Origin of the sequence: Serratia sp. SSNIH1 (assembly GCF_002935055.1) — a bacterium.
Taxonomy (GTDB): Bacteria; Pseudomonadota; Gammaproteobacteria; order Enterobacterales; family Enterobacteriaceae; genus Serratia; species Serratia nevei.
In genome coordinates this window covers 82,491-105,449 of sequence record NZ_CP026383.1, presented here as the reverse complement: position 1 = coordinate 105,449, position 22,959 = coordinate 82,491, and the positions used below count along the sequence as shown (strand labels likewise).

At 61.6% G+C, this 22,959-nt stretch carries 23 protein-coding genes; 16 read left to right on the top strand and 7 right to left on the bottom strand.

Annotation, left to right across the window (positions count from 1 at the left end):
* Positions 1 to 4: 4 nt before the first annotated feature.
* A complete protein-coding gene (locus C3F38_RS00565; RefSeq protein WP_055316966.1) occupies positions 5 to 274 on the bottom strand; it encodes a hypothetical protein in 270 nt (89 codons plus the stop codon).
* 210 nt (positions 275 to 484) lie between these two features.
* Between C3F38_RS00565 and C3F38_RS00560 the strand changes: the two genes are divergently transcribed.
* From C3F38_RS00560 to C3F38_RS00550, 3 genes are all read left to right on the top strand, one after another.
* Entirely contained in the window at positions 485 to 2,011 is a 1,527-nt protein-coding gene (locus C3F38_RS00560) for a helicase HerA-like domain-containing protein (RefSeq protein WP_048232048.1), read from the top strand.
* A 72-nt stretch (positions 2,012 to 2,083) separates the two neighbouring features.
* Positions 2,084 to 2,659: an aminodeoxychorismate synthase component II gene (locus C3F38_RS00555; RefSeq protein WP_038878095.1), complete on the top strand. Its 576-nt coding sequence runs from the start codon at positions 2,084 to 2,086 to the stop codon at positions 2,657 to 2,659.
* 131 nt (positions 2,660 to 2,790) lie between these two features.
* The gene (locus C3F38_RS00550; protein ID WP_047729701.1) at positions 2,791 to 4,008 is read left to right on the top strand and encodes an aspartate aminotransferase family protein; all 1,218 of its coding nucleotides are present in this window, start codon (positions 2,791 to 2,793) and stop codon (positions 4,006 to 4,008) included.
* Between the two features lie 40 nt (positions 4,009 to 4,048).
* Here C3F38_RS00550 and C3F38_RS00545 read toward each other — a convergent pair whose 3' ends face one another.
* Positions 4,049 to 6,127, bottom strand: coding sequence for a YccS/YhfK family putative transporter (locus C3F38_RS00545; RefSeq protein WP_055313005.1), 2,079 nt, complete (start codon positions 6,125 to 6,127; stop codon positions 4,049 to 4,051).
* A gap of 50 nt (positions 6,128 to 6,177) precedes the next feature.
* Positions 6,178 to 6,810, bottom strand: a complete 633-nt coding sequence (gene crp, locus C3F38_RS00540; RefSeq protein ID WP_004090925.1) for a cAMP-activated global transcriptional regulator CRP — start codon at positions 6,808 to 6,810, stop codon at positions 6,178 to 6,180.
* A 382-nt stretch (positions 6,811 to 7,192) separates the two neighbouring features.
* Here crp and C3F38_RS00535 point away from each other — a divergent pair, with 382 nt between their 5' ends.
* Entirely contained in the window at positions 7,193 to 7,600 is a 408-nt protein-coding gene (locus C3F38_RS00535; RefSeq protein WP_004930372.1) for an OsmC family protein, read from the top strand.
* A gap of 38 nt (positions 7,601 to 7,638) precedes the next feature.
* Here the strand turns inward: C3F38_RS00535 and C3F38_RS00530 are convergent, their stop codons facing one another.
* From C3F38_RS00530 to C3F38_RS00520, 3 genes are all read right to left on the bottom strand, one after another.
* Entirely contained in the window at positions 7,639 to 8,508 is an 870-nt protein-coding gene (locus C3F38_RS00530; RefSeq protein WP_047729703.1) for a phosphoribulokinase, read from the bottom strand.
* A gap of 150 nt (positions 8,509 to 8,658) precedes the next feature.
* The gene (locus tag C3F38_RS00525) at positions 8,659 to 8,892 is read right to left on the bottom strand and encodes a YheU family protein (protein WP_047729704.1); all 234 of its coding nucleotides are present in this window, start codon (positions 8,890 to 8,892) and stop codon (positions 8,659 to 8,661) included.
* Positions 8,889 to 9,869, bottom strand: a complete 981-nt coding sequence (locus C3F38_RS00520; protein WP_055316967.1) for a hydrolase — start codon at positions 9,867 to 9,869, stop codon at positions 8,889 to 8,891. The genes C3F38_RS00525 and C3F38_RS00520 overlap by 4 nt, the downstream gene beginning before the upstream one ends.
* Positions 9,870 to 9,988: 119 nt before the next feature.
* Here C3F38_RS00520 and C3F38_RS00515 point away from each other — a divergent pair, with 119 nt between their 5' ends.
* The 6 genes from C3F38_RS00515 to tauD all read left to right on the top strand — a co-directional run bounded on the left by C3F38_RS00515 (position 9,989) and on the right by tauD (position 14,949).
* Complete coding sequence (locus tag C3F38_RS00515) at positions 9,989 to 10,591, top strand: LysE family translocator (protein WP_055316968.1); 603 nt, start codon at positions 9,989 to 9,991, stop codon at positions 10,589 to 10,591.
* A 10-nt stretch (positions 10,592 to 10,601) separates the two neighbouring features.
* Positions 10,602 to 11,384, top strand: coding sequence for a PhzF family phenazine biosynthesis protein (locus tag C3F38_RS00510; protein ID WP_055316969.1), 783 nt, complete (start codon positions 10,602 to 10,604; stop codon positions 11,382 to 11,384).
* Positions 11,385 to 11,498: 114 nt separating this feature from the next.
* Positions 11,499 to 12,494 carry a taurine ABC transporter substrate-binding protein gene (gene tauA, locus C3F38_RS00505; protein WP_047729708.1) on the top strand — a complete coding sequence of 332 codons (996 nt, stop codon included), beginning with the start codon at positions 11,499 to 11,501 and terminating at the stop codon, positions 12,492 to 12,494.
* Between the two features lie 9 nt (positions 12,495 to 12,503).
* A complete protein-coding gene (gene tauB, locus C3F38_RS00500) occupies positions 12,504 to 13,271 on the top strand; it encodes a taurine ABC transporter ATP-binding subunit (protein WP_038878069.1) in 768 nt (255 codons plus the stop codon).
* Positions 13,268 to 14,104, top strand: coding sequence for a taurine ABC transporter permease TauC (tauC, locus tag C3F38_RS00495; protein ID WP_033631937.1), 837 nt, complete (start codon positions 13,268 to 13,270; stop codon positions 14,102 to 14,104). Before tauB ends, tauC begins: the two co-directional genes overlap by 4 nt.
* Positions 14,101 to 14,949, top strand: coding sequence for a taurine dioxygenase (gene tauD / locus C3F38_RS00490; protein WP_033636267.1), 849 nt, complete (start codon positions 14,101 to 14,103; stop codon positions 14,947 to 14,949). Before tauC ends, tauD begins: the two co-directional genes overlap by 4 nt.
* Before the next feature lie 3 nt (positions 14,950 to 14,952).
* Here tauD and C3F38_RS00485 read toward each other — a convergent pair whose 3' ends face one another.
* Complete coding sequence (locus C3F38_RS00485) at positions 14,953 to 16,866, bottom strand: ABC transporter ATP-binding protein (RefSeq protein ID WP_055316970.1); 1,914 nt, start codon at positions 16,864 to 16,866, stop codon at positions 14,953 to 14,955.
* A 129-nt stretch (positions 16,867 to 16,995) separates the two neighbouring features.
* On the opposite strand from C3F38_RS00485, the gene kefG reads away from it, so the two are divergent.
* From kefG to nhaC, 6 genes are all read left to right on the top strand, one after another.
* Positions 16,996 to 17,547, top strand: a complete 552-nt coding sequence (kefG, locus tag C3F38_RS00480) for a glutathione-regulated potassium-efflux system ancillary protein KefG (RefSeq protein WP_033645385.1) — start codon at positions 16,996 to 16,998, stop codon at positions 17,545 to 17,547.
* 2 nt (positions 17,548 to 17,549) lie between these two features.
* On the top strand, positions 17,550 to 19,358 hold the full coding sequence (gene kefB / locus C3F38_RS00475; RefSeq protein WP_104456904.1) for a glutathione-regulated potassium-efflux system protein KefB: 1,809 nt from the start codon (positions 17,550 to 17,552) through the stop codon (positions 19,356 to 19,358).
* A 14-nt stretch (positions 19,359 to 19,372) separates the two neighbouring features.
* Positions 19,373 to 19,576 carry a YheV family putative zinc ribbon protein gene (locus tag C3F38_RS00470; RefSeq protein WP_038878065.1) on the top strand — a complete coding sequence of 68 codons (204 nt, stop codon included), beginning with the start codon at positions 19,373 to 19,375 and terminating at the stop codon, positions 19,574 to 19,576.
* A gap of 112 nt (positions 19,577 to 19,688) precedes the next feature.
* Positions 19,689 to 20,276, top strand: coding sequence for a peptidylprolyl isomerase (gene slyD / locus C3F38_RS00465; protein WP_038878063.1), 588 nt, complete (start codon positions 19,689 to 19,691; stop codon positions 20,274 to 20,276).
* 92 nt (positions 20,277 to 20,368) lie between these two features.
* The gene (locus tag C3F38_RS00460) at positions 20,369 to 21,397 is read left to right on the top strand and encodes a LacI family DNA-binding transcriptional regulator (protein ID WP_038878062.1); all 1,029 of its coding nucleotides are present in this window, start codon (positions 20,369 to 20,371) and stop codon (positions 21,395 to 21,397) included.
* A gap of 122 nt (positions 21,398 to 21,519) precedes the next feature.
* On the top strand, positions 21,520 to 22,959 hold the full coding sequence (nhaC, locus tag C3F38_RS00455; protein ID WP_047729710.1) for a Na+/H+ antiporter NhaC: 1,440 nt from the start codon (positions 21,520 to 21,522) through the stop codon (positions 22,957 to 22,959).

Here is a 22,959-nt window from a genome sequence, read left to right as displayed (position 1 = left end):
TGTTTTATTGCGTTGATTTCGCTCTGCGTTCGGCGAAATAAGCGGCCACCTCTTCATCGTCGGCGAACTTGCCTTCACGCAACGCCTTGCGGCTCACCTCGACCTTTTCCTTCAACCACTGGTCGTACTTTTCCTGCTGCGCCTGGCGGCTGACAAACTCGCGCATGAAATCTCGCAGCAGTTGCGAAGCCGTGCGATCGGCGGCCTTTGCCGCGCTGGCGAAAGCAGTTTTTAACTCTTCATCCACGCGAATTACCACGGTAGATTCAGACATGGTATTTACCTCGTATATACAGCGTAATGGTCGCTATAGCACTGGTGCTTTATTGTTCAAACAAAGACGCTCTGACGCTAAGCGCAATCTGAATTCATCAGGCTCCGACGGTACCCATTTTGTTTGTCCTTGACGGGGTTACGCGGCGCTTATAGCTTTATTGCATCAACAGGCGCGTTTCGCGCCGCGTCAGCGTCAAAGGAACAGAAAATGAGTGAACCACGGATTATCGCCAAAGCGATGAAAGACGGAAAACCGGAGCAGGATCTGGTGATTTTGCCGGCGTTGGCCAACCGCCACGGGCTGATCACCGGGGCAACCGGCACCGGTAAGACGGTGACGCTGCAGAAAATGGCCGAACAGTTCTCGCGCATCGGCGTGCCGGTGTTCCTGTCCGACGTGAAGGGCGATCTGTCCGGCATCGGCGCCGAGGGCGTGCCTTCCGAGAAACTGCAGGCGCGTCTGGCGGCGATTGGCGTCACCGACTGGCAGCCGCAGGCCTGCACCATTATCCCGTGGGATATTTACGGCGAAAAGGGCCACCCGATCCGCGCCACGATTTCCGATCTCGGGCCGCTGTTGCTGGGGCGCCTGTTGGATCTGAACGAGGTGCAAAGCGGCGTGCTGCAGCTGGTGTTCAAGATCGCCGATGACAATGCGCTGCTGTTGCTGGACATGAAGGACCTGCGCGCCATGGTGCAGTTCGTCGGCGACAACGCCAAACAATTCCAGACTCAGTACGGCAATATCTCTGCCGCGTCGATCGGCGCCATCCAGCGCGGGTTGCTGACGTTGGAAGAGCAGGGCGCCAACCAGTTCTTCGGCGAGCCGATGCTGGACATCAACGATCTGATGAAAACCGACGCCAACGGTCACGGCGTGATCAACCTGCTGGCGGCGGATAAGCTGATCAATCAGCCGAAGCTGTATTCGGTGTTCCTGCTGTGGCTGCTGGCCGAGCTGTTTGAGCACCTGCCGGAAGTGGGCGACCCTGAACAACCGAAGCTGGTGTTCTTCTTCGATGAGGCGCACCTGCTGTTCAACGATGCGCCGGCGGCGCTGTTGACCAAGATCGAACAGGTGGTGCGTTTGATCCGCTCCAAAGGCGTCGGCATTTACTTCGTCACCCAGAACCCGCTGGACATTCCGGACAGCGTGCTGGGTCAGCTGGGCAACCGCGTACAGCATGCGCTGCGCGCCTTTACCCCGCGCGATCAGAAGGCGGTGAAGACGGCGGCGCAAACCCTGCGCGCCAATCCGGCCTTCGATGCCGAAACGGCGATCACCGAGCTGGGCGTGGGCGAAGCGCTGGTGTCATTCCTCGATGAGAAGGGCCGACCGAACGTGGTGGAGCGGGCGATGGTCATTGCGCCGGAATCCAAAATGGGCATGCTCGGCACGGAAGGGCTGAACAGCGCGATCAACAAGTCGCCGCTGTATGGCCGCTATGAGGATATGATCGACCGCGAATCCGCCTACGAGAAGCTGTCGTCGGGTGGCTTCGCCACCGTCGGCACCCCGCAGCAGGGGCAGCAACCGCAGGCGCAACAGCAACAACAGCAGGCGGGCGGCGGCCTGATGGACGGCCTGAACGAGCTGCTGTTCGGTTCCACCGGCCCGCGCGGCGGCAAGCGCGACGGCATCGTCCAGACCGCAGCCAAGAGTATGGCGCGCGATCTCGGCCGCCAGATCCTGCGCGGCGTGCTGGGGTCGATCACCGGCGGCCGTAAAAAGTAAGCGGAAATTATCGTCGGCAGCGGCAGGTTAAATCAGTACACTGTGGCGGCATTTTTCTCTGCCGGACCTAACATGCTGCTGCTGATCGATAACTACGACTCCTTTACCTATAACCTTTACCAGTACTTCTGCGAATTGGGCGCCGAGGTGCTGGTGAAGCGCAACGATGAGCTGCAGCTGGCCGATATCGAGCGGCTGGCGCCGCAGCATCTGGTGATTTCCCCTGGCCCCTGTACCCCGAACGAAGCGGGTATCTCGCTGGCCGCCATTCGTCATTTCGCCGGCAAGCTGCCGATCCTCGGCGTGTGCCTGGGGCACCAGGCGCTGGGGCAGGCGTTCGGCGCCGAGGTGGTGCGCGCCCGCGCGGTGATGCACGGCAAAACCTCGGCGATTCGTCACCTGGGCGTCGGCGTGTTTCATGGCCTGAGCGATCCGCTGACCGTGACCCGCTATCACTCGCTGGTGCTGAAAGCCGATACGCTGCCGGACTGTTTTGAAGTGACCGCCTGGAGCGAGCGCGACGGCGTGCGCGACGAGATCATGGGCATCCGCCACCGCACTTTGGCGCTGGAAGGTGTGCAGTTCCATCCGGAAAGCGTGCTCAGCGAGCAGGGCCACCAGCTGCTGGATAATTTCCTCAAGCGTTAATTCCGCTGCGTTTTTTTCGCCCGTCAGGCGTTTTGCGTTTGCGCTTGATTGGTTTTTTATGCATATTTCGTGATTATGTTTTCAATCTGACATTACGATAGCGCTGAAAAACTTTCAGGGTGGAGCCGAAAATGACTGAAAAATCCGCAGTGAGCCGCAGTACCTTTGACCAGGTGATCCTGCCTGTTTATGCGCCTGCCCAGTTTGTGCCGGTGCGCGGCCAAGGCAGCCGGGTCTGGGATCAGCAGGGAAAAGAGTACATCGATTTTTCCGGCGGCATCGCGGTGACGGCGCTGGGGCACTGCCATCCGGCGCTGGTCGAGGCGCTCAAACGCCAGGGCGAAACCCTGTGGCATACCAGCAACGTCTTCACTAATGAGCCCGCGCTGCGCCTGGCAAGCAAACTGATCGACGCTACCTTCGCCGATCGGGTGTTCTTCGCCAACTCCGGCGCTGAGGCCAACGAGGCGGCGTTCAAACTGGCGCGCCATTACGCCATCACCCGCCACAGCCCGTACAAAACCAAAATCATCGCTTTCTATAACGCGTTTCACGGCCGCACGCTGTTCACCGTGTCGGTGGGCGGGCAGGCCAAATACTCCGACGGGTTCGGGCCGAAGCCGGCCGACATCGTGCACGTGCCGTTCAACGATCTGGCGGCGGTGAAGGCGGTGATGGACGACCACACCTGCGCGGTGGTGATGGAGCCGATTCAGGGCGAGGGCGGTATTACGCCGGTCGACGCCGGCTTCCTCAAAGGTGTGCGCGAGCTGTGCGACCAACATCAGGCGCTGCTGGTGTTCGACGAAGTGCAAAGCGGCATGGGGCGCAGCGGCAAACTGTTCGCCTATATGCATTATGGCGTGACGCCGGACATTCTCACCACCGCCAAGGCGCTGGGCGGCGGTTTCCCGGTCAGCGCCATGCTGACCACCGAAGACATTGCGTCGGTGATGCAGGTGGGCACCCACGGCACCACCTACGGCGGCAACCCGCTGGCCTGCGCGGTGGCGGAGGCGGCCCTGGACGTGATCAATACGCCGGAGGTACTGAGCGGCATCGAGCAGCGCCACACGCGGTATGTGCAGGCTTTACAGCATATCGGTGATAAATACGGTATTTTCACCGCGATTCGTGGCATGGGGCTGCTGATTGGCGCCGAGCTGACGCCGCATTATCACGGCAGGGCGCGCGACTTCCTCACCGCCGCCGCTGCGCGTGGGTTGATGATCCTCAACGCCGGGCCGAACGTGATCCGTTTCGCGCCGTCGTTGGTGGTGGAGCTGCAGGATATTGAGGCCGGCATGGCGCTGTTCGAGCTGGCGGTGCAGGATGTGATCAACGCCTGAAGCCCGCGCGGCATATAACGGGGCGCGGCATGCCGCGCCCTTATTGATCGCGCAGTTTGCGCTTGAGCCAGATGCCGTGGTGCGGGCGCTGGCGCCAGGCCAGCGACGAAATGGTGTGCATCACGCTCAGGTGCGACAAAATGCGCCGCAGATGGCGCTCCATCTCGGTAACGGGCATGTCCGGATGCAGATCCGGCGGCTGCATGATGCCGCTGTTGCCGCTGCTCGGGCCGTCGTATTCCAACCGCTGCTGGCAGCTTTGCAGCGCGATTTCACAGGTCTGCAGATACTCTTGCGCCAGTTTCGGCGTCAGCATGTAGTGCTCGCGCGCCAGAATGGTCATGGCGTTCAGGTGTTCGACGATGAACTGGCTGTGAGTGACCCACAGCCGCATGTCCGCCAGATAGTTTGACGCGAACCCCGGCTCCTGCATCGCCTGATTGAGCGAGGTGAACAGCGCGTTGTGCGCCTGGTTGACCTGCATGCGGGTATAGGCCAACGCGGTGGCGTCCGGTTCCGGTTGCTTCAGCATCAGCCGCAGCGCGGCTTGATCGTTCTCCAGCGCCTGATGGGCATTCTTGCGCAGCAGCCCGCTTTGCCACTGCGGCCACAGCCAAATGGTGCCGCCGAACGCCAGCACGCAGCCGATCAGCGTATCGATCAGGCGCGGTACCAGAAAATGCGAGCCGTTCAGCGCCAGCAGCTGCAGGGTGTAAACCGCCGTGACCGTAAAGCCAATCACCGACAGCCCGTAGTTCTTGCGCGAAACCAGGTAGGCCAGCAGGGTGATCACCAGCATGATGCTCAGCGTTTCTCCCTCCGGCAACTGCAGCTGCAGCAGCCCGGCCGCCAGCAATAGCCCGGCAATCGTGCCCAGCGCACGGTGCTGAATACGCACCCGGGTGGCGTTATACCCGTTTTGGCTCACCAGCATGATGGTGAGCAGGATCCAGTAAGGCTTCGGCAGGTTGAATACCGCACCCAGGCTGCTGCCGACCGCCAGCGTCACGCCCAGCCGCGCGGCGTTGCGCAGGGCGGTGGATTTGAACGACAGATAGCTGAGCAGCGCCGGCCAAAACGGCAGGCGGTGCTGGCCGGGCATCAGGTCGCGGCGGTACAGCGGATGCTGGGTGCGCAGCAGGCGGGCGATGCGGCTGAAGTGGTAATAACAAAACTGGCCGACCGGATTATCGGGATGCTGCGCCGCCATTTTTTCCAGCGCCGCCAGCTCGTGGGTCATGGAGAAGCGCTTCGAATGTTGATGGTAGAGAATATCGTGCGCCACCACGCGCAGCCGGCCGGCGATCACCTGAGCATTGCGGCGAATGATCGCTTCGGCCTGGCTCTGCTCCACCAGTTTTTGCACCTCTTCCGGCAGATGCAGGCTGACGGTGATGTGCTCCTGCAGGTCCATCGCCACCTGAAAGGCGCGCTGCAGGCGCTTTTGCTCGAGGTTGTTGGTGTGCGGCAGGAAATTAAGCTGTTGGTACAACAGGCTGATCAGATCCATCACCTTTTGCTGGCGCACCAGCAGCGGCGGCAGCGCGGTCTGCGGATCGGTGTGCTGGGTCAGCAGTGAGTATTTGGCTTCGAAATAGTCCGCCAGTTCCAGGTAGAGTTGGCTCAGCGTCTCGCGCATCGGCTGCTCTTTCCACAGCTTGAACCAGAACCAGGTGAATAAGCCGTACCAGGCGGTGCCGATCGCGTACAGCAGCGGCGCCTGCCAGATAGGCACCGTGCCGGCCGTGCTGAGGGCGAAGATGGCGGCTACCAGCGCCGCCGGCAACAGCCGGGCGTGCAGCGGGCTGATTTCGCCGGTGACGCCGAGCAGCAGCGCCAGGCCCAACATCAGCGCCGGCAGCGGCACGTGCCACAGCAGGGCCTGTTGCAGCAGCACGCCGCTGAAGGCGAACAGCGAACCGCCGACGATCAGTCGTTTAAAGAAGCGCTTATGCGGCGTATCCAGCCCGGCGATATTGCAGCAGGCGGGCACGAGGGAGAACATCAGGCCGAGCTGCAGCTGGCCTATCAGCAAGCCGAACAGCACCGGCAGGCACAACACCAGCGTTTGTCGCAGTGCGTAGTTGATTTCCGGGTGGTAGATCAGGCGGCGCCACATGGCAGAGAGCAGACAAAAAAACGGCGCAGACTGCGCCGTTTCTTCAGGGATTAACGGGTGCCGTAGACGACAATGGTTTTGCCGTGGGCGGAAATCAGGTTTTGATCTTCCAGCATTTTCAGAATACGGCCAACGGTTTCACGCGAGCAGCCGACGATCTGGCCGATCTCCTGACGGGTGATCTTGATCTGCATGCCGTCCGGGTGAGTCATGGCGTCGGGTTGCTTCGCCAGATTCAGCAGGGTTTGCGCGATGCGGCCGGTAACGTCCAGGAAGGCGAGGTTGCCCACTTTTTCGGAGGTGACCTGCAGGCGGCTCGCCATTTGGGCGGACAGACGCATCAGGATGTCCGGGTTCACCTGGATCAGCTGACGGAATTTCTTGTAGGAAATTTCGGCCACTTCACAGGCGGTTTTCGCGCGAACCCAGGCGCTGCGCTCCTGGCCTTCTTCGAACAATCCGAGCTCGCCGATGAAATCCCCCTGGTTGAGGTAGGACAGGATCATCTCTTTACCTTCTTCATCCTTGATCAGCACCGCGACGGAGCCTTTCACGATGTAGTAAAGCGTTTCGGCCTTTTCACCTTGGTGAATCAGCGTACTCTTCGATGGATATTTGTGGATATGGCAATGAGACAGGAACCATTCGAGAGTAGGGTCTGTTTGCGGTTTGCCGAGAACCATTCGCTGTTATCCTCTGTTGTTATCGCTGCCTTGTGTCACAGGGGTCAGAGTTCCCTGTAAAACCCGCCTGTAGCCGCAGTCATGAGCGAGGGCTACCGGCAAGTTTTGAGGCGTGTCATAAAAATACGCTGTCGCTCTAGCATATTAACTTGCCGTAAGCGCTGCAAGCTACATTCTGTTAACATACCGGTAAAGGAGCCTTTCTCTGGGCGTTTCCCTGAAATTCAGTGTCCCGGAAAGATTTATTGCGGCTCTGTTTGTAGCACAGAGTAAGGCGGGTGTCTCGTGTTGTCTCGCTTCAGCATGATTAGCATCAGGTTACGTTGCCTGTTTCTATGCGAAAGCGTACTCTGATTTTAAGAAATCAACCGGAGTGACCAGAATGCAGGCAAGAGTTAAATGGGTGGAAGGGTTAACGTTTTTGGGTGAATCGGCCTCCGGCCACCAGGTGCTGATGGACGGTAACGCCGGTGATAAAGCGCCCAGCCCGATGGAGATGGTGCTGATGTCGGTGGGCGGCTGCAGCGCAATCGACGTGGTGTCCATCCTGCAAAAAGGGCGCAACGACGTGCGCGACTGCGAGGTGAAGCTGACCTCCGAGCGCCGCGAAGAAGCCCCGCGGTTGTTCACCCATATCAACCTGCACTTCATCGTTACCGGCCAGGACCTGACCGACAAGATCGTCGAGCGTGCGGTGAACCTGTCGGCGGAGAAATACTGCTCGGTGGCGCTGATGCTCAACAAGGCCGCCACGGTGACCCACAGCTTCGAGATCCGCCAACCGGCGTAATCGAGACGGAGCGCGGCCCGGCGCCGCGCTCAACGCATTTATTCGATCTTCTTGCCTTCCAGCAACCGCTGCACCAGCGGCGCCATGATCAGCTCCATCGCCAGCCCCATCTTGCCGCCAGGCACCACTAACGTATTGATGTGTGAGATAAACGAGCCCTGCAGCATCGCCAGCAAATAGGGGAAGTCAATTTGATCCAACCCGCGGAAGTGGATCACCACGAAGCTTTCGTCCAGTGAGGGAATCGCCTTGGCGGCGAACGGGTTGGAGGTGTCCACCGTCGGCACGCGCTGGAAGTTGATGTGGGTGCGCGAGAACTGCGGCGTGATGTAGTTGATGTAATCTTCCATCGAACGCACCACCGAATCCATCACCGCTTCGCGAGAGTGGCCACGCTCGCCGGTATCGCGGATCAGTTTCTGAATCCACTCCAGGTTGACGATCGGCACCACGCCGACCAGCAGATCGACGTGGTTGGCCACGTCGTGGTGATCGGTGACCACGCCGCCGTGCAGCCCCTCGTAGAACAGCACGTCGGTCGGTGCCGGCAGCGGTTCCCACGGGGTGAAGGTACCCGGCACCTGATTGTAGGGCACCGCTTCGTCGTAGGTGTGCAGATACTTGCGCGAGCGCCCGGTACCGTTCTTGCCGTAGTCGATAAAGCTTTGCTGCAGCAGGCCGAAGTCGTTGGCCTCGGGGCCGAAATAGCTGATGTGTCTGCCCAGATCGCGCGCCTTGCGGATCGCCGCGTCCATTTCCGGCCTGGTGTAGCGATGGAAGCTGTCGCCCTCCAGCTCGGCGGCGCGGATGTTGAGCTGTTGGAAGATCTTACGGAACGCCACGCTGGTGGTGGTGGTGCCGGCGCCGCTGGAACCGGTCACCGCGATAACGGGATGTTTGGCAGACATGATGGTTGTCACTCCGTGTTGAATGCGCCGGCGTCAGGGGATTATTGTGGCTCTTGTTGACGCTCTTTATCTCAGGAAAAATGGCGCGCGCTGGTTTGCAATGCCCCATTGTTACCTGATTTTTTCCGTCAGTCATAGAACCGAGCGCCACTAAATTTCTTCCTGCCCGGCGCGGAACTGGCCGCGTGGCATGATGTTGACGCTCTCGTGCAGTTCCGACCACACCAGCACCACTTCGCCGTTTTTCAGCTGGCGGCGCACGTCCTCCACCTTCTGTTCCAGCGAGCGTTCTTGTTCGCCGTAATCGGTGCCTTCGCGCAGTACAAAGGATTCGATTAGGCTGTTCAGGGTGTCGGTTGCCAGTTCTTGCCAGGGAATGATCACGTCGGGATGTCCAGATAAGGGGAAAGCCAGGCCGGAATGCGATGTTCCAGCCACATGTGCGGTTTTTTCAGCGTGCCGCCGACGAAGCCGACGTGGCCGCCGTACTCGGTCAGTTGATATTCGATATTGCGCGGCAGGCCGGCGACGTCGGGGATCACTTCATGGGTCATGAAGGGATCGTCCTTCGCATGGATGATCAGCAGCGGCGTTTGGATCGCCGGCAACAGCGGCAGGGCGCTGCAGCGGCGATAATAGTCGATAGCGTCGCTAAAGCCGTGAATGCGCGAGGTGATGGCGTCGTCGAATTCGCGGATGCGCCGCAACCCGTTCAGCTGTGACAGCTTGAGCGGCAGAGTGTCCGGGTAGTGCAACAGCTTGCGGGTGGCGTTTTGTTTCAGCTGCCCCAGCAGGTAGCGCTGATAAACGCGGGAGAAGCCTTGCTCCATGCGATAGGCGCAGGGCTCCAGCATCAGCGGCGCCGAGACCACCACCGCCGCCTGCAGCAGGCTGTCGGCGCCTTGCTGTGCCAGATAGCAGGCCAGCATGTTGCCGCCGAGCGAAACGCCTACTGCCGCGGTTGGCACCTCGCCGTAGCGGTCGCGCAGCCAGCGCAGGAAGAAGCGTGCATCTTCGGTTTCACCGGAGTGGTAGATGCGCTGCTTGCGGTTGGGCACGCCGCTGCAGCCGCGAAAGTGCATCACCACGCCGAGCCAGCCACGCTCACGCCAGGCGTTGAGCAGGCCATGCGCGTAGGGGCTGTAGAAGCTGCCTTCCAGGCCGTGGAACAGCACCGCGCGCGGTTTGTCGCGCGCCTGCGCCGGAGCTTCGCTCCAGGCGAGATCGACGAAATCGCCGTCGGGCAATTCCAGCCGTTGCCAATGCGGTTTCAATAACACGCGGCGGCGCACCAACCGCGGCAACAGCGTTTGCAGGTGCGGGTTACTGGCCCCGGTCAGAGGGCGAAAGGTGTTAGGCATAGGCTGAGTAAAAATGTTGTGGGCGGCTATTGTGAGATCCCTAGCGCACTGTTAGCTTCAATACCAAGAACTAACAATGATACTGCAAAAAAGCGCCTTGGGTGAGGAGCACCCGTGCCATGGAACCGAGTTTATTCCTTTCGATGCTGGGCTTCCTGTGGGTCGCCGCCATCACGCCTGGCCCCAATAACCTGCTGTTGACCACCTCCGGCGCTAACTTCGGCTTTATGCGATCGCTGTGGCTGATGGTCGGTATCATGCTTGGCATGCAAAGCATTTTGCTGCTGGTGGCCTTCGGCGTCGGCAGCCTGATCCTGGTCTACCCGTCGCTGCACCTGATCCTGAAAATCCTCGGCAGTCTGTACCTGCTGTGGCTGGCGTGGAAAGTTGCCACCGCCGCCTATGAAAAACTGGAAACCGACGTGGCGCCGCCGCAGCCGGTGCGGCTGTATCAGGGCTGGCTGTTGCAGTTCCTCAACCCGAAAGCCTGGCTGATGGCGCTGGGGGCGGTGGCCAGCTTCAGCCTGGCGGGCGATAAGTACAACGGGTCCATTGCGGCGATCGCGCTGGGCATTTTGGTGGTCAACATCGTCGCCGGCATTATCTGGCTGGCGTTCGGCACCGTGATCGGCCGCCTGCTGCGCAGCAAAAAAGCCTGGATTATCTTCAACGTTTCCATGGGGTTGTTGACCGCAGCCTGTGTGTTACTGATCTGGCATTAAGGAGCGAACGATGGCGGAAAATTATTATCACGTGGTTGCCTTTACCGGCAAAGGGCTGCGCGGCAACCCGGCCGGGGTTTGCCTGCTGACGCAGCCGCTGCCGGCGGCGCGGCTGCAGGCGATCGCCAACGAGATCGGCCTGCCGGAAACCAGCTTTGTCTGGGATGACGGCGACATGACCGCTATCCGCTGGTTTACCCCGGAACGCGAGGTCGATCTTTGCGGCCACGGCACCCTGGCGGCGGCGCATGTGATGTTCAGCGCGATCAATCCGGCGCGGCAGGATATCCGCTTCCGTTCGGCCGGCGGCGAGCTGTTCGTCAAGCGCAATGCGCAGGACGGGGAACGGCTGGTGCTCGACTTCCCCGCGCGGCCGCCGCAGAAGGTGGCTGAACCGGCGGGCCTCGCGGCGCTGCTGGGCGTGCAGCCGCTGGAGGTGTGGCAGGCGAAAACGCTGATGGTGGTGCTGGAAAATGAAGCGCAGATACGCGCGCTGCGGCCGGACATCCCGGCGCTGATCGCGCTGGCCGGGTGTGCGGTAATCGTAACCGCTCCGGGTGACACCGTGGACTTTGTGTCGCGTTATTTCACGCTCGACGGCGGTGAAGATCCGGTTACCGGCTCTGCGCACTGCACGCTGATGCCATACTGGACGGCGCGTCTCGGCCGCCATCGGCTGCAGGCGCAGCAGGTCTCGGCACGCGGCGGCGAACTGTTCTGCGAGCTGCAAGGGGATCGTACGCTTCTCGGCGGCTATGCTCATGTGTTCCTGCGCGGAAGTATCGCGCTGTAACCCGCGTTTATATTACTCACGGTAATAAAGAAGACTTTTTTATTCTTTTATAGCCCGTCATCGCTCAGATAAAACTGTCAGCAACTGAACAGATTTTTATCAACGGAGCGGAATATGGCGGGCAAACTCTTTTCCTTACGCAACGTGGCGCTGTTGGCGCTGTCGCTCAGCGCAGCCAGCGCCTACGCGGTGGACGTGACCGTGGCGTACCAGACGTCGGCAGAACCGGCCAAGGTGGCGCAGGCGGAAAACAGCTTCGCCAAACGGTCCGGCGCGACCGTCGACTGGCGTAAGTTCGACAGCGGCTCCAGCGTGCTGCGTGCGTTGGCCTCCGGCGACGTGCAGATCGGCAATATCGGCTCCAGCCCGCTGGCGGTGGCCGCCAGCCAGAAACTCCCCATCGAAGTGTTCCTCATCGCCTCGCAGCTCGGCAGCTCCGAAGCGCTGGTGGTGAAGAATGACATCAAAAGCCCGCAGGATCTGATCGGCAAGCGCATTGCGGTGCCGTTTATCTCCACCACCCATTACAGCCTGCTGGCCTCGCTCAAGCATTGGGGCATCAAGCCTGAGCAGGTGAAGATCCTCAATCTGCAGCCGCCGGCCATCGCCGCTGCCTGGCAGCGCGGCGACATCGACGGCGCCTACGTCTGGGCGCCGGTGGTCAACGAACTGGCCAAACAGGGCAAGGTGTTGACCGACTCCGCGCAGGTGGGCGAATGGGGCTCGCCGACGCTGGACGTGTGGGTGGTGCGCAAAGACTTTGCCGAGAAACATCCCGACGTAGTGACCGCCTTTGCCGCCAGCGCCCTGCAGGCGCAAAAGGCCTACCTGGCGGCGCCGGAGCAGTGGCTGAAAGATCCGAGCCATCTCAGCACGCTGGCGCGCCTGAGCGGCGTGCCGGAAGCGCAGGTGCCGGAGCTGGTGAAGGGAAACCGTTATCTGCCGGTGGCGGATCAGGTTGCCCAACTAGGCCAGCCGGTGGACAAGGCGATCCGCGATACCGCCGAATTCCTCAAGCAGCAGGGCAAGATCCCGCAGGTCGACAGCGACTACAGCGCTTACGTGACCGACCGTTTTGTGAAACAGGTGCAGGCTGCGCCGCAGTCGTAAGGAAGCAGGATGCTAAACGTCAATCATCTTTCAGCAGAGTATCAGGGGCGGCCCGCGCTGCGTGACGTGTCGTTCCAGATCGCCGCCGGGCAACTGGTGGTGGTACTCGGCCCGTCGGGCTGCGGCAAGACCACGCTGCTGAATTTGATCGCCGGGTTTATCGAGCCTTCAGCTGGCAGCATCACGCTGGATGGAACGCCCGTTCACGGCCCGAGCGCCGAACGGGGCGTGGTGTTCCAGCATGAGGGCTTACTGCCGTGGCGCAACGTGGTGGACAACGTCGAGTTCGGCCTGCAGCTGGCCGGCGTCGGCAAGGCGCAGCGCCGCCAGGTGGCGGAGCAGATGCTGCAGCGCGTGGGGCTGGCGGGCTATGAACAGCACTTTATCTGGCAGCTTTCCGGCGGCATGCGCCAACGCGTGGGCATCGCCCGCGCTCTGGCCGCCGATCCGCGGCTGTTGTTGTTGGACGAGCCGTTCGGCGCCCTGGACGCGTTCACCCGCGAGCAGATGCAGGAGCTGTTGCTGACCATTTGGCGAGATACCGGCAAGCAGGTGCTGCTGATTACCCACGATATCGAAGAGGCGGTGTTCCTCGCCAGCGAACTGCTGCTGCTGTCGCCGGGGCCAGGGCAGGTGGTGGAGCGGCTGTCGCTGAACTTTGGCCAACGCTATGCCGACGGTGAAGCCTGCCGCGCCATCAAGTCAGATCCTGAATTTATCGCGCAGCGCGAATACGTGCTGGGCAAAGTTTTCCAACAGCGCGAGGCCTTGCTATGAGCCTGCATTCCACTCTGAAGGCCGCGGCGCAGCCGCAGGGTAAAGCGGCGCGCCGTTTCAGCGTGCCGCGCAACGTTTGGCTGAGCGGCGCCACGCTGTTGACGGTGTTGATCGTCTGGTGGGGCGTAACGGCGTTGCAGCTGATCAGCCCGCTGTTTTTGCCGGCGCCGCAGCAGGTGCTGCACCAGTTGATCACCATCGCCAGCCCGCAAGGCTTTATGGACGCCACGCTGTGGCAACATCTGGCGGCCAGCCTGGGGCGCATTCTGGTAGCGCTGTTGGCGGCGGTGATCGTCGGCATTCCGGTGGGCATCGCCATGGGGCTGAACGACACGGTACGCGGCATCCTCGATCCGCTGATTGAAATCTATCGCCCGGTGCCGCCGCTGGCCTATCTGCCGCTGATGGTGATTTGGTTCGGCATCGGCGAAACCTCAAAGATCTTGCTGATTTATCTGGCGATCTTCGCGCCGGTGACGCTGTCTGCCGTGGCCGGCGTGCGCAGCGTGGCGCAGGTGAGGGTGCGTGCCGCCCGCGCGCTGGGCGCCACGCGTTGGCAGGTGCTGCGTTTCGTGGTGCTGCCGAGCGCGCTGCCGGAGATCCTGACCGGCATTCGCATCGGGCTGGGCGTCGGCTGGTCGACGCTGGTGGCCGCCGAACTGATCGCCGCCACGCGCGGCCTGGGATTTATGGTGCAATCCGCCGGTGAGTTTCTGGCGACCGACGTGGTGTTGGCCGGCATCGGCGTGATTGCGGTGATTGCATTTGGGCTGGAGCTGGGGCTGCGTGCCCTGCAGCGCCGATTGACCCCGTGGCATGGAGTACAGCAATGAACGAACGTCTGAATATCACCCCGCTGGGGCCTTACATCGGGGCGCTGGTGGAAAACGTCGAGTTGGCCCGGCCGCTGGGCGACGGCCAGTTTGAACAGCTTTATCACGCCTTGCTGAAGCATCAGGTGCTGTTCTTCCGCAATCAGCCGATCACGCCGCTGCAGCAGCGCGATCTGGCCGGCCGCTTCGGCGATCTGCATATCCATCCGGTCTATCCGCACGCCACCGACGTGGAAGAGATCATCGTGCTCGATACCCACGACGACAACCCGCCGGACAACGATAACTGGCACACCGACGTGACCTTTATCGAGAACCCGCCGCTGGGGGCGATCCTGGCGGCCAAGACCTTGCCTTCCACCGGCGGCGATACGCTGTGGGCCAGCGGCATCGCGGCCTACGAGGCGCTGTCGGCGCCGTTCAGAACGCTGCTCGCAGGGCTGCGTGCGGAGCATGACTTCACCAAGTCGTTCCCGGAACACAAACATCGCGGCAGTGAAGAGGAGCATCAGCGCTGGCAGCTGGCGGTGCAGAAAAACCCGCCGCTGCTGCATCCGGTGGTGCGCACCCACCCGGTCAGCGGCCGGCAGGCGCTGTTCGTCAATGAAGGCTTCACCACGCGGATCGTCGACCTGGCGCCGAAAGAGAGCGACGCTTTGCTGAACTTCCTGTTTGCTCACATCACCAAACCGGAGTTTCAGGTGCGCTGGCGCTGGCAGGAAAATGACGTGGCGATCTGGGATAACCGCGTGACGCAGCACTACGCCAACGCGGATTATCTGCCGCAGCGGCGCATCATGCACCGCGCGACCATTCTGGGGGATAGGCCTTTTTACAAGGCCTGAGGCTTAGGCTTCGAAAGCCTGCGTTAACTGTTCCAGCTGTTCCTGTGCATCCAGCCAGGTCATTTCCGTCTCTTCCAGCGCGGATTTGGCCTGGCTTTGCTTTTGCAGGCAGTCGGTCAACTCGGCCTTGCGGCTGATGTCGTACAGTGCGGAATCCGCCAACTGTTCCTCCACCGCCGCCAGTTCGGCGCCCAGTTTTTCCATCTGCTGTTCCAGCTTGGCGATCTGCTTGCGCAGCGGTTGGGTCTGCGTACGGAACTCCGCCTCGCGGCGTTTTTGATCCTTGCGCGCTTGCGCGCTGTTGCCGCCGCTCTCTTTTTCCGGTGCGTCCTGCTGGCTTTCCTGGCGCTGCAGGTCGACAAGCCACTGCTGGTAGTCGTCGAGATCGCCCTCGAAAGGCTCGACCTGGCCGTCGTGCACCAGGTACAGATCGTCGGTGGTGGAGCGCAGCAGGTGACGGTCGTGCGAGACCACCACCAACGCGCCTTCGAAATCGATCAGCGCCTCGGTCAGCGCCTGACGCATGTCGAGATCCAGGTGGTTGGTCGGTTCATCGAGCAGCAGCAGGTTAGGGCGCTGCCAGACGATCAGCGCCAGCACCAGCCGCGCCTTCTCGCCGCCGGAGAAACGTTCGGTCACTTCGCTGACCTTGTCGCCCTGGAAGCCGAAACCGCCCAGATAGTCGCGCAGCTGCTGCTCCAGCACCCGTGGTGCGATGCGGCTCAGGTGCTGCAGCGGCGATTCGTCGGCACGCAGGAATTCCAGCTGGTGCTGGGCGAAGTAACCCAGCTTGATGCCTTTCGCCAGGCCTATCTCGCCGCTCAGCGGTGCCAGGGTGCCGGCCAGCAGTTTGATCAGCGTCGATTTACCGGCGCCGTTGCGGCCGAGCAGGCCAATGCGCGAGCCGGGCACTAGGTTCAGCTTGATTGACTTCAGGATAACCTTGTCGCCATACCCGGCGTTGACTTTGTCCATGCGCAGCAGCGGGTTCGGCAGGCTTTCCGGCGGACGGAAGCTGAAGGTGAACGGGTTGTCGACGTGCGCCGGGGCGATCAGCTCCATGCGCTCCAGCATCTTGATGCGGCTCTGCGCCTGCTTGGCCTTGGAGGCCTTTGCCCGAAAACGGTCGATATAACTTTGCAGGTGCGCCACTTTTTCTTGCTGATGCTGATAAAGCGACTGTTGCTGCGCCAATTTGGTGGCGCGCTGGCGTTCGAACGACGAGTAGTTGCCGGTGTATTCGTTCAGGGTCTGCTGTTCGATATGCAGGATCTTGTCGACAATCGGATCGAGGAAGTCGCGATCGTGCGAGATCAGCACCAGCGTGCCGGGATAGCTTTTCAGCCAGCGCTCCAGCCAGATCACCGCATCGAGATCCAGGTGGTTGGTCGGTTCGTCGAGCAGCAGCAGGTCGGAACGGCACACCAGCGCCTGCGCCAGGTTGAGGCGCATGCGCCAGCCGCCGGAGAAGTCGCGCACCGGGCTTTGCAGCTGTTCGTTGGAGAAGCCGAGCCCGTGCAGCAGGCTGGCGGCGCGGGAGCGGATGGTCCAGGCGTCGATGGCGTCCAGCTTGCCGTGCAGGGTGGCGATGGCGTGGCCGTCGTTGCGATCGTTGGCCGCCTGCAATTCGGCTTCGAGTTGGCGAAACTCGCGGTCGCCGTCGATAACATACTCGATTGCCGGCACGTCCAGCGCCGGTGTCTCCTGGTTGACCCAGGCCAGCGCCCAGTTGCCGGGGAAGGTGAAGCTGCCGCCGTCCGCCGCGATCTCGCCCTTCAGCAGCGACAGCAGCGTGGATTTGCCGCAGCCGTTTTTACCCACCAGGCCGACCTTCTGACCTGGATTAACCGTCGCCGTGGCGTTGTCCAGCAGGACGCGGATGCCGCGTCGGATTTGTAGCGAGGAGAATACAATCATAAAGCGCCGTATGTTCAGAGTATGTTAAATTATCATTAAGGTAACAGAACGCGCACCGCGCGCTGTTTTTGTCTTTGCGATGCATGGTAACGGAAAACCGCTACCCTGACGACGCTTTGGAGGGGAATGATGTCGCAGCCGCCCAAGGTCTTGCTGCTGTATGCCCATCCGGAATCCCATGACTCGGTGGCGAACCGGGTTTTGCTTCGACCGGCGCAGCAGTTGGAACATGTCACCGTGCACGATCTCTACGCGCACTACCCCGATTTTTTTATCGATATCCATCACGAACAACAGCTGCTGCGTGAGCATCAGGTCATCGTGTTTCAACACCCCCTGTATACCTACAGCTGCCCGGCGCTGCTGAAGGAGTGGCTGGATCGCGTGCTGTCGCGCGGCTTTGCCAGCGGCGTGGGCGGCAATGCGCTGGCGGGCAAATACTGGCGTTCGGTGATCACCACCGGCGAACCGGAAGGCGCCTACCGCACCGGCGGTTATAACCACTACCCGATGGAAGATATTCTGCGGCCATTCGAGCTGACCGCCGGGATGTGCCATATGCATTGGCTGACGCCGTTCGTGGTGTATTGGGCGCGGCGGCAAAAGCCGGAGGTGCTGCGTAGCCATGCGGACGCCTACGGCGAGTGGCTGAGCCACCCGCTGCCACGCGGAGGGCGGTGAGCATGGAAGGATCGACCTTACTGACCGCCATTTTACTGTTCCTGTTCGCCGCGGTGGTGACGGTGCCGATCGCCCGTCGCCTGGGGATCGGCGCGGTGCTGGGCTATCTGATCGCCGGCATCGCCATCGGCCCCTGGGGATTGGGCTTCATTCGCGACGTCGACGAGATCCTGCACTTCTCCGAGCTGGGCGTGGTGTTCCTGATGTTCATCATCGGTCTGGAGCTGAACCCCAGCAAGCTGTGGGAGCTGCGGCGTTCGATCTTCGGCGCCGGCGCCGGCCAGGTGTTGATCACCGCGGCGGTGCTGGGCGCGTTACTGTACCTGACGCACTTCGCCTGGCAGGCGGCGGTGATCGGCGGCGTCGGCCTGGCGATGTCTTCCACCGCCATGGCGCTGCAGCTGATGCGCGAGAAGGGCATGAACCGCAACGAAGGGGGGCAGCTCGGCTTCTCGGTGCTGCTGTTCCAGGATATGGCGGTGATCCCGGCGCTGGCGCTGATCCCGATTCTGGCCGGCGCCGGCGGCACCAGCGACGACTGGGCGAAGATCGCGCTCAAGGTGGCGGCGTTCGGCGGCATGCTGATCGGCGGTCGTTTCCTGCTGCGGCCGCTGTTCCGCTATATCGCCGCTTCCGGCGTGCGCGAGATCTTCACCGCCGCGGCGCTGTTGCTGGTGCTCGGCTCGGCGCTGTTTATGGAAGCGCTCGGCCTGTCGATGGCGCTCGGCACCTTCATTGCCGGGGTGCTGCTGGCGGAGAGCGAATACCGCCACGAGCTGGAAATCTCCATCGAGCCGTTTAAAGGGCTGCTGCTGGGGTTGTTCTTTATCTCGGTGGGCATGGTGTTGAATATCGGCGTACTCTACACCCATCTGGCCGAGGTGTTGATCGGCGTGCTGGTGCTGGTGACGGTCAAATCCGGCGTGCTCTACGGCGTGTCGCGCCTGTTCGGCCTGCGCAGTTCGGTGCGCCTGCAGTTCGCCGGGGTGCTCAGCCAGGGCGGTGAGTTCGCCTTCGTGCTGTTTTCGGCGGCGGGCGCCCAAAAGGTGCTGCAGCCGGATCAACTTTCTTTGCTGCTGGTGGTGGTGACGCTGTCGATGATGACCACGCCGCTGCTGATGCAGGCCATCGACCGCATTTTGGCGCGCCGCTATAACGCCAAAGACGAAGACGAGGAGACGCCGTACGTGGAAGATGACGATCCGCAGGTGATTATCGTCGGCTTCGGGCGTTTCGGCCAGGTGATCGGCCGCCTGTTGATGGCCAACAAAATGCGCATTACCGTTCTGGAGCGCGACGTCAGCGCCGTTGGCGTACTGCGGCGCTACGGCTACAAGGTTTATTACGGCGATGCCACCGAGCTGGAGCTGCTGCGCGCGGCGGGCGCCGAGAAGGCCAAGTCGATCGTGATCACCTGCAACGAGCTGGAAGACACCATGGAGATCGTGCGGCTGTGCCAGCAACACTTTCCGAACCTGAGCATTCTGGCGCGGGCGCGCGGCCGCGTGGAGGCGCATGAGTTGCTGCAGGCGGGGGTAAAACAGTTCAGCCGCGAAACCTTCTCCAGCGCGCTGGAACTGGGGCGCAAGGCGCTGATGGAGTTGGGGATGCACCCGCATCAGGCCTTCCGCGCCCAGCAGCATTTCCGCCGCCTGGATATGCGCATGCTGCGTGAACTGATGCCGCCGCATCAGGGCGATGTGGCGCAAATTTCCCGCGTGAAAGAGGCGCGGCGCGAGCTGGAAGAGCTGTTCCATCGCGAAATGCAAAAAGAAAGCCGCCAGTTCGACGGCTGGGACGAATACGAATAAGCGGGAGCATAACGATGTCTGCAACACGTAAAAGATTTATCGCCGGGGCGGTGTGCCCGAGCTGTAGCGCCATGGATACGCTGGCGGTATGGCGGGAGGATCAGGTGGAGGTGGTGGAGTGCGTCAAGTGCGGCCACCATCAGCGCCAGACCGACCAACAGGTGGAAAAACACGTTCGCCCGCAAGAGCAGGTGATCGGCATTTTCCAGCCGAAGTAGCGTTTTTTTATCCCGGAGGGTACAGCGAGGCAGATTTCCGTTACAATCTGTCCGGAAAAGGCGCGCATCCCGATAACGGTGTGCGTCCTAGTAGCCAACGGTAGGAGATATCATGAAAGTAGCAAAAGACTTGGTGGTCAGCCTGGCTTACCAAGTACGTACAGAAGACGGTGTTTTGGTTGATGAGTCTCCGGTGAGCGCACCGCTGGACTATCTGCACGGGCATGGTTCTCTGATCGCAGGTCTGGAAAAAGCACTCGAAGGCCACGACGTTGGCGATCGTTTTGACGTTCACGTCGGCGCGAACGACGCGTACGGCAACTACGACGAAAACCTGGTGCAGCGCGTACCGAAAGACGTCTTCATGGGCGTTGACGAACTGCAGGTCGGCATGCGTTTCTTGGCTGACACCGATCAGGGCCCGGTACCGGTTGAAATCACCGAAGTTGACGGCGACCACGTGGTGGTTGACGGCAACCACATGCTGGCCGGCCAAAACCTGAACTTCAACGTGGAAGTTGTCGCGATCCGCGAAGCGACCGAAGAAGAACTGGCGCACGGCCACGTACACGGCGAGCACGACCATCACCACGAACACGGTGAAGGCTGCTGCGGCGGTCACGGCCACAGCCACGATCACGACCATGGTCACGACCACGGTAAAGGTGGTTGCGGTAACGGCGGCTGCGGCTGCCACTAAGCAGAGCGCAGTGACGAGACAAGAGGGCGGCCATCGGCTGCCCTTTTTTATGCGCGGCGCACCGGGCGCCGAACGGTACAACAGGACATGCCATGGCCACCATGAAAGACGTTGCGCGCCGCGCCGGCGTTTCCACGGCTACCGTCAGCCGGGTGATCAATAATACCGCCTACGTTGAACCGGTGACCCGCGAACGCGTCGAGAAAGCGATGCGCGAGTTTAACTACCATCGCAACGCTGCCGCGCTGGCGCTGGCGAAAAGAAGCGGCAATATGCTGGGATTGCTGACCGGCAACCTCGACGATCCATTTTTTTCACGCCTGGCGCGGGGCGTGGAAGACATCACGCGGCAGGCCGGCGTGCGGTTGATGTTGTGCAGCGGCGGGCATCAGGCCGAGCTGGAAAAAAGCGGCCTCGATTTTCTCATCAACCAGGGATGCGAAGCCATCGTGGCGCACGTCACGCGCATGGGGGAGGAGGAGCTGCTGCGCTACGCCGCCCACACGCCTGCGCTGGTGCTGATCAATCGTTATCTGCCCGCCATCGCCAACCGTTGCATCTGGCTCGACAACGCCAATGCGGCGCAGACGGCGACCGAGTTGCTCATACGCCAGGGGCATCGGAGAATTGCCTGCGTGACGGCGGATCTGCCGATAGACGACCGCGCGCAGCGGTTAGCGGGTTACCGTAAGGCCATGGCCGCCGCCGGCATTGAGGTACCCGGCAGCTGGATCATCAGCGTGCCCTTCAACGAGCGAGGGGGCGAACTGGCGGCCGAGCGCGTGCTGGCCAGCGACCCACGCTTCACTGCCGCAGTGACCTTCAACGACGTGATGGCCGCCGGCATGATGCGCACCTGCCACCAACGGCACATTCAGCTGCCTGAGGCGCTGTCGATCGTCGGTTTTGACGACATTGCCCTGGCGAAGTATCTCCACCCCGCGTTGACCACCGTGCATTATCCCATCGAGAAAATGGCTCGGCGTGCCGCGCGCCTGGCGCTACAGATTCACAGCGGCAGCGACGTCGCGCCACGAAACAACCGCTTTTCGGCCGAACTTATCCTGCGAGACTCAGTCGCCGACGGCGAACCGCATGAGCAAAGCAAGCGCGGCGAATGAGAGACGGCTCACACAACGCCATCTCATGAAACCGATTACATGGCCGGTTGCCTGCGCTCACATCCTCCAATTACCGAAGCCATTACGCTGTTGCAGTACCCCATCTTCAACAGGAGCCGTATATGGATAATAAGAAAACGCTCAACCTTGGGCTGGCGACGCTGCCGATTGTGGCCATGCTGTTGCTGCTCATCATCGGCTATGGCCAGTTTGGTCTGCGCATTGAACCGCTGCTGCTGGTTTCCGCCGCCATCGCCGCGGCGTTAGCCTGGTGGCAAGGCTACCGCTGGGACGACATCATCGAGGCCATCGTGGCCAAGCTGGCGAAGGCGATGCCGGTGATCATGATCCTGATCTGCGTGGGCGGCCTGATCGGCACTTGGATGATCAGCGGCACAATTCCTTACATGGTGTATTGGGGGCTGAAGCTGATCAGCCCGCAATACATTCTGATCGCCGCGTTCTTCATCACCAGCGTGATCTCGGTGTGCACCGGCACCTCGTGGGGGGCGGCCGGCACCGTGGGCGTGGCGCTGATGGGCGTGGCCGCCGGTCTGGACGTGCCGCTGGCCGCCGCGGCCGGGGCGGTGGTGTCCGGCGCTTACTTCGGCGACAAAATTTCGCCGTTGTCCGATTCGACGAACTTCGCGGCTATCGTTGCGGATACCGATCTCTACAGCCATATCCAGCATCTGATGTACACGACGCTGCCGAGTTTTATCCTGGCCGCCGTGGTGTACCTGATCGCCGGCCACACCGGTGCGGTGGGCAGTGTGGCAACGCCCGAAAAAGTGACCGAAATTGTCGGTGCGCTGGAGGGGCTGTACCACTTCAATCTGCTGCTGATCCTGCCGCCGGTGCTGGTGCTGTGGGGCGCGGTGACCAAACGGCCGGTGATCCCCGTCATGCTGGCCGCCTGCGCGCTGGCGATCGCCATCGGCGTCGCGCTGCAGGGCTTTAGCCTGCAGCAGGGGCTGAATGCGTTGATGGACGGCTTCAATCTGTCGATGTTCGCCACTCAGGGCCATAACGTCGAAGGGATCGTCGCCGATGTGCCGCGCCTGCTGAACCGCGGCGGCATGTTCTCGATGATGAGTACGATCCTGCTGGTGTTCTGCGCCTTTTCCTTCGCCGGCGCCCTGACGCTGACCGGCGCGCTGACGGTGATCATCAGCCGGCTGCTGAAAGTGGTGCACACCACCGGCCAGCTGATCGCCGCCACCGTTGCCACCACTATCCTGGTGACCGGCGCGACCAGCGACGGCAAGCTGGCGCTGCTGATCCCGGCGGAGCTGTTCAAAGGGGCCTATCGACGCATGGGGCTGGACAACAAAAATCTGTCGCGCACCGTCGAAGATGCGGGCACCGTCATCGAACCGCTGATCCCGTGGACGGCCGCCGGCATTTACATGGCCACCACGCTGGGGGTCAGCACCCTCGATCTGCTGCCGTGGGCGATCCAATGTTATGCCGCGGTGGTGTTCGCCCTGATTTATGGGTTCACCGGCTTCGGTATCGCCAAACTCCAACCTCAGAACGACTTGCAGCGTAAGGAAGCCTGA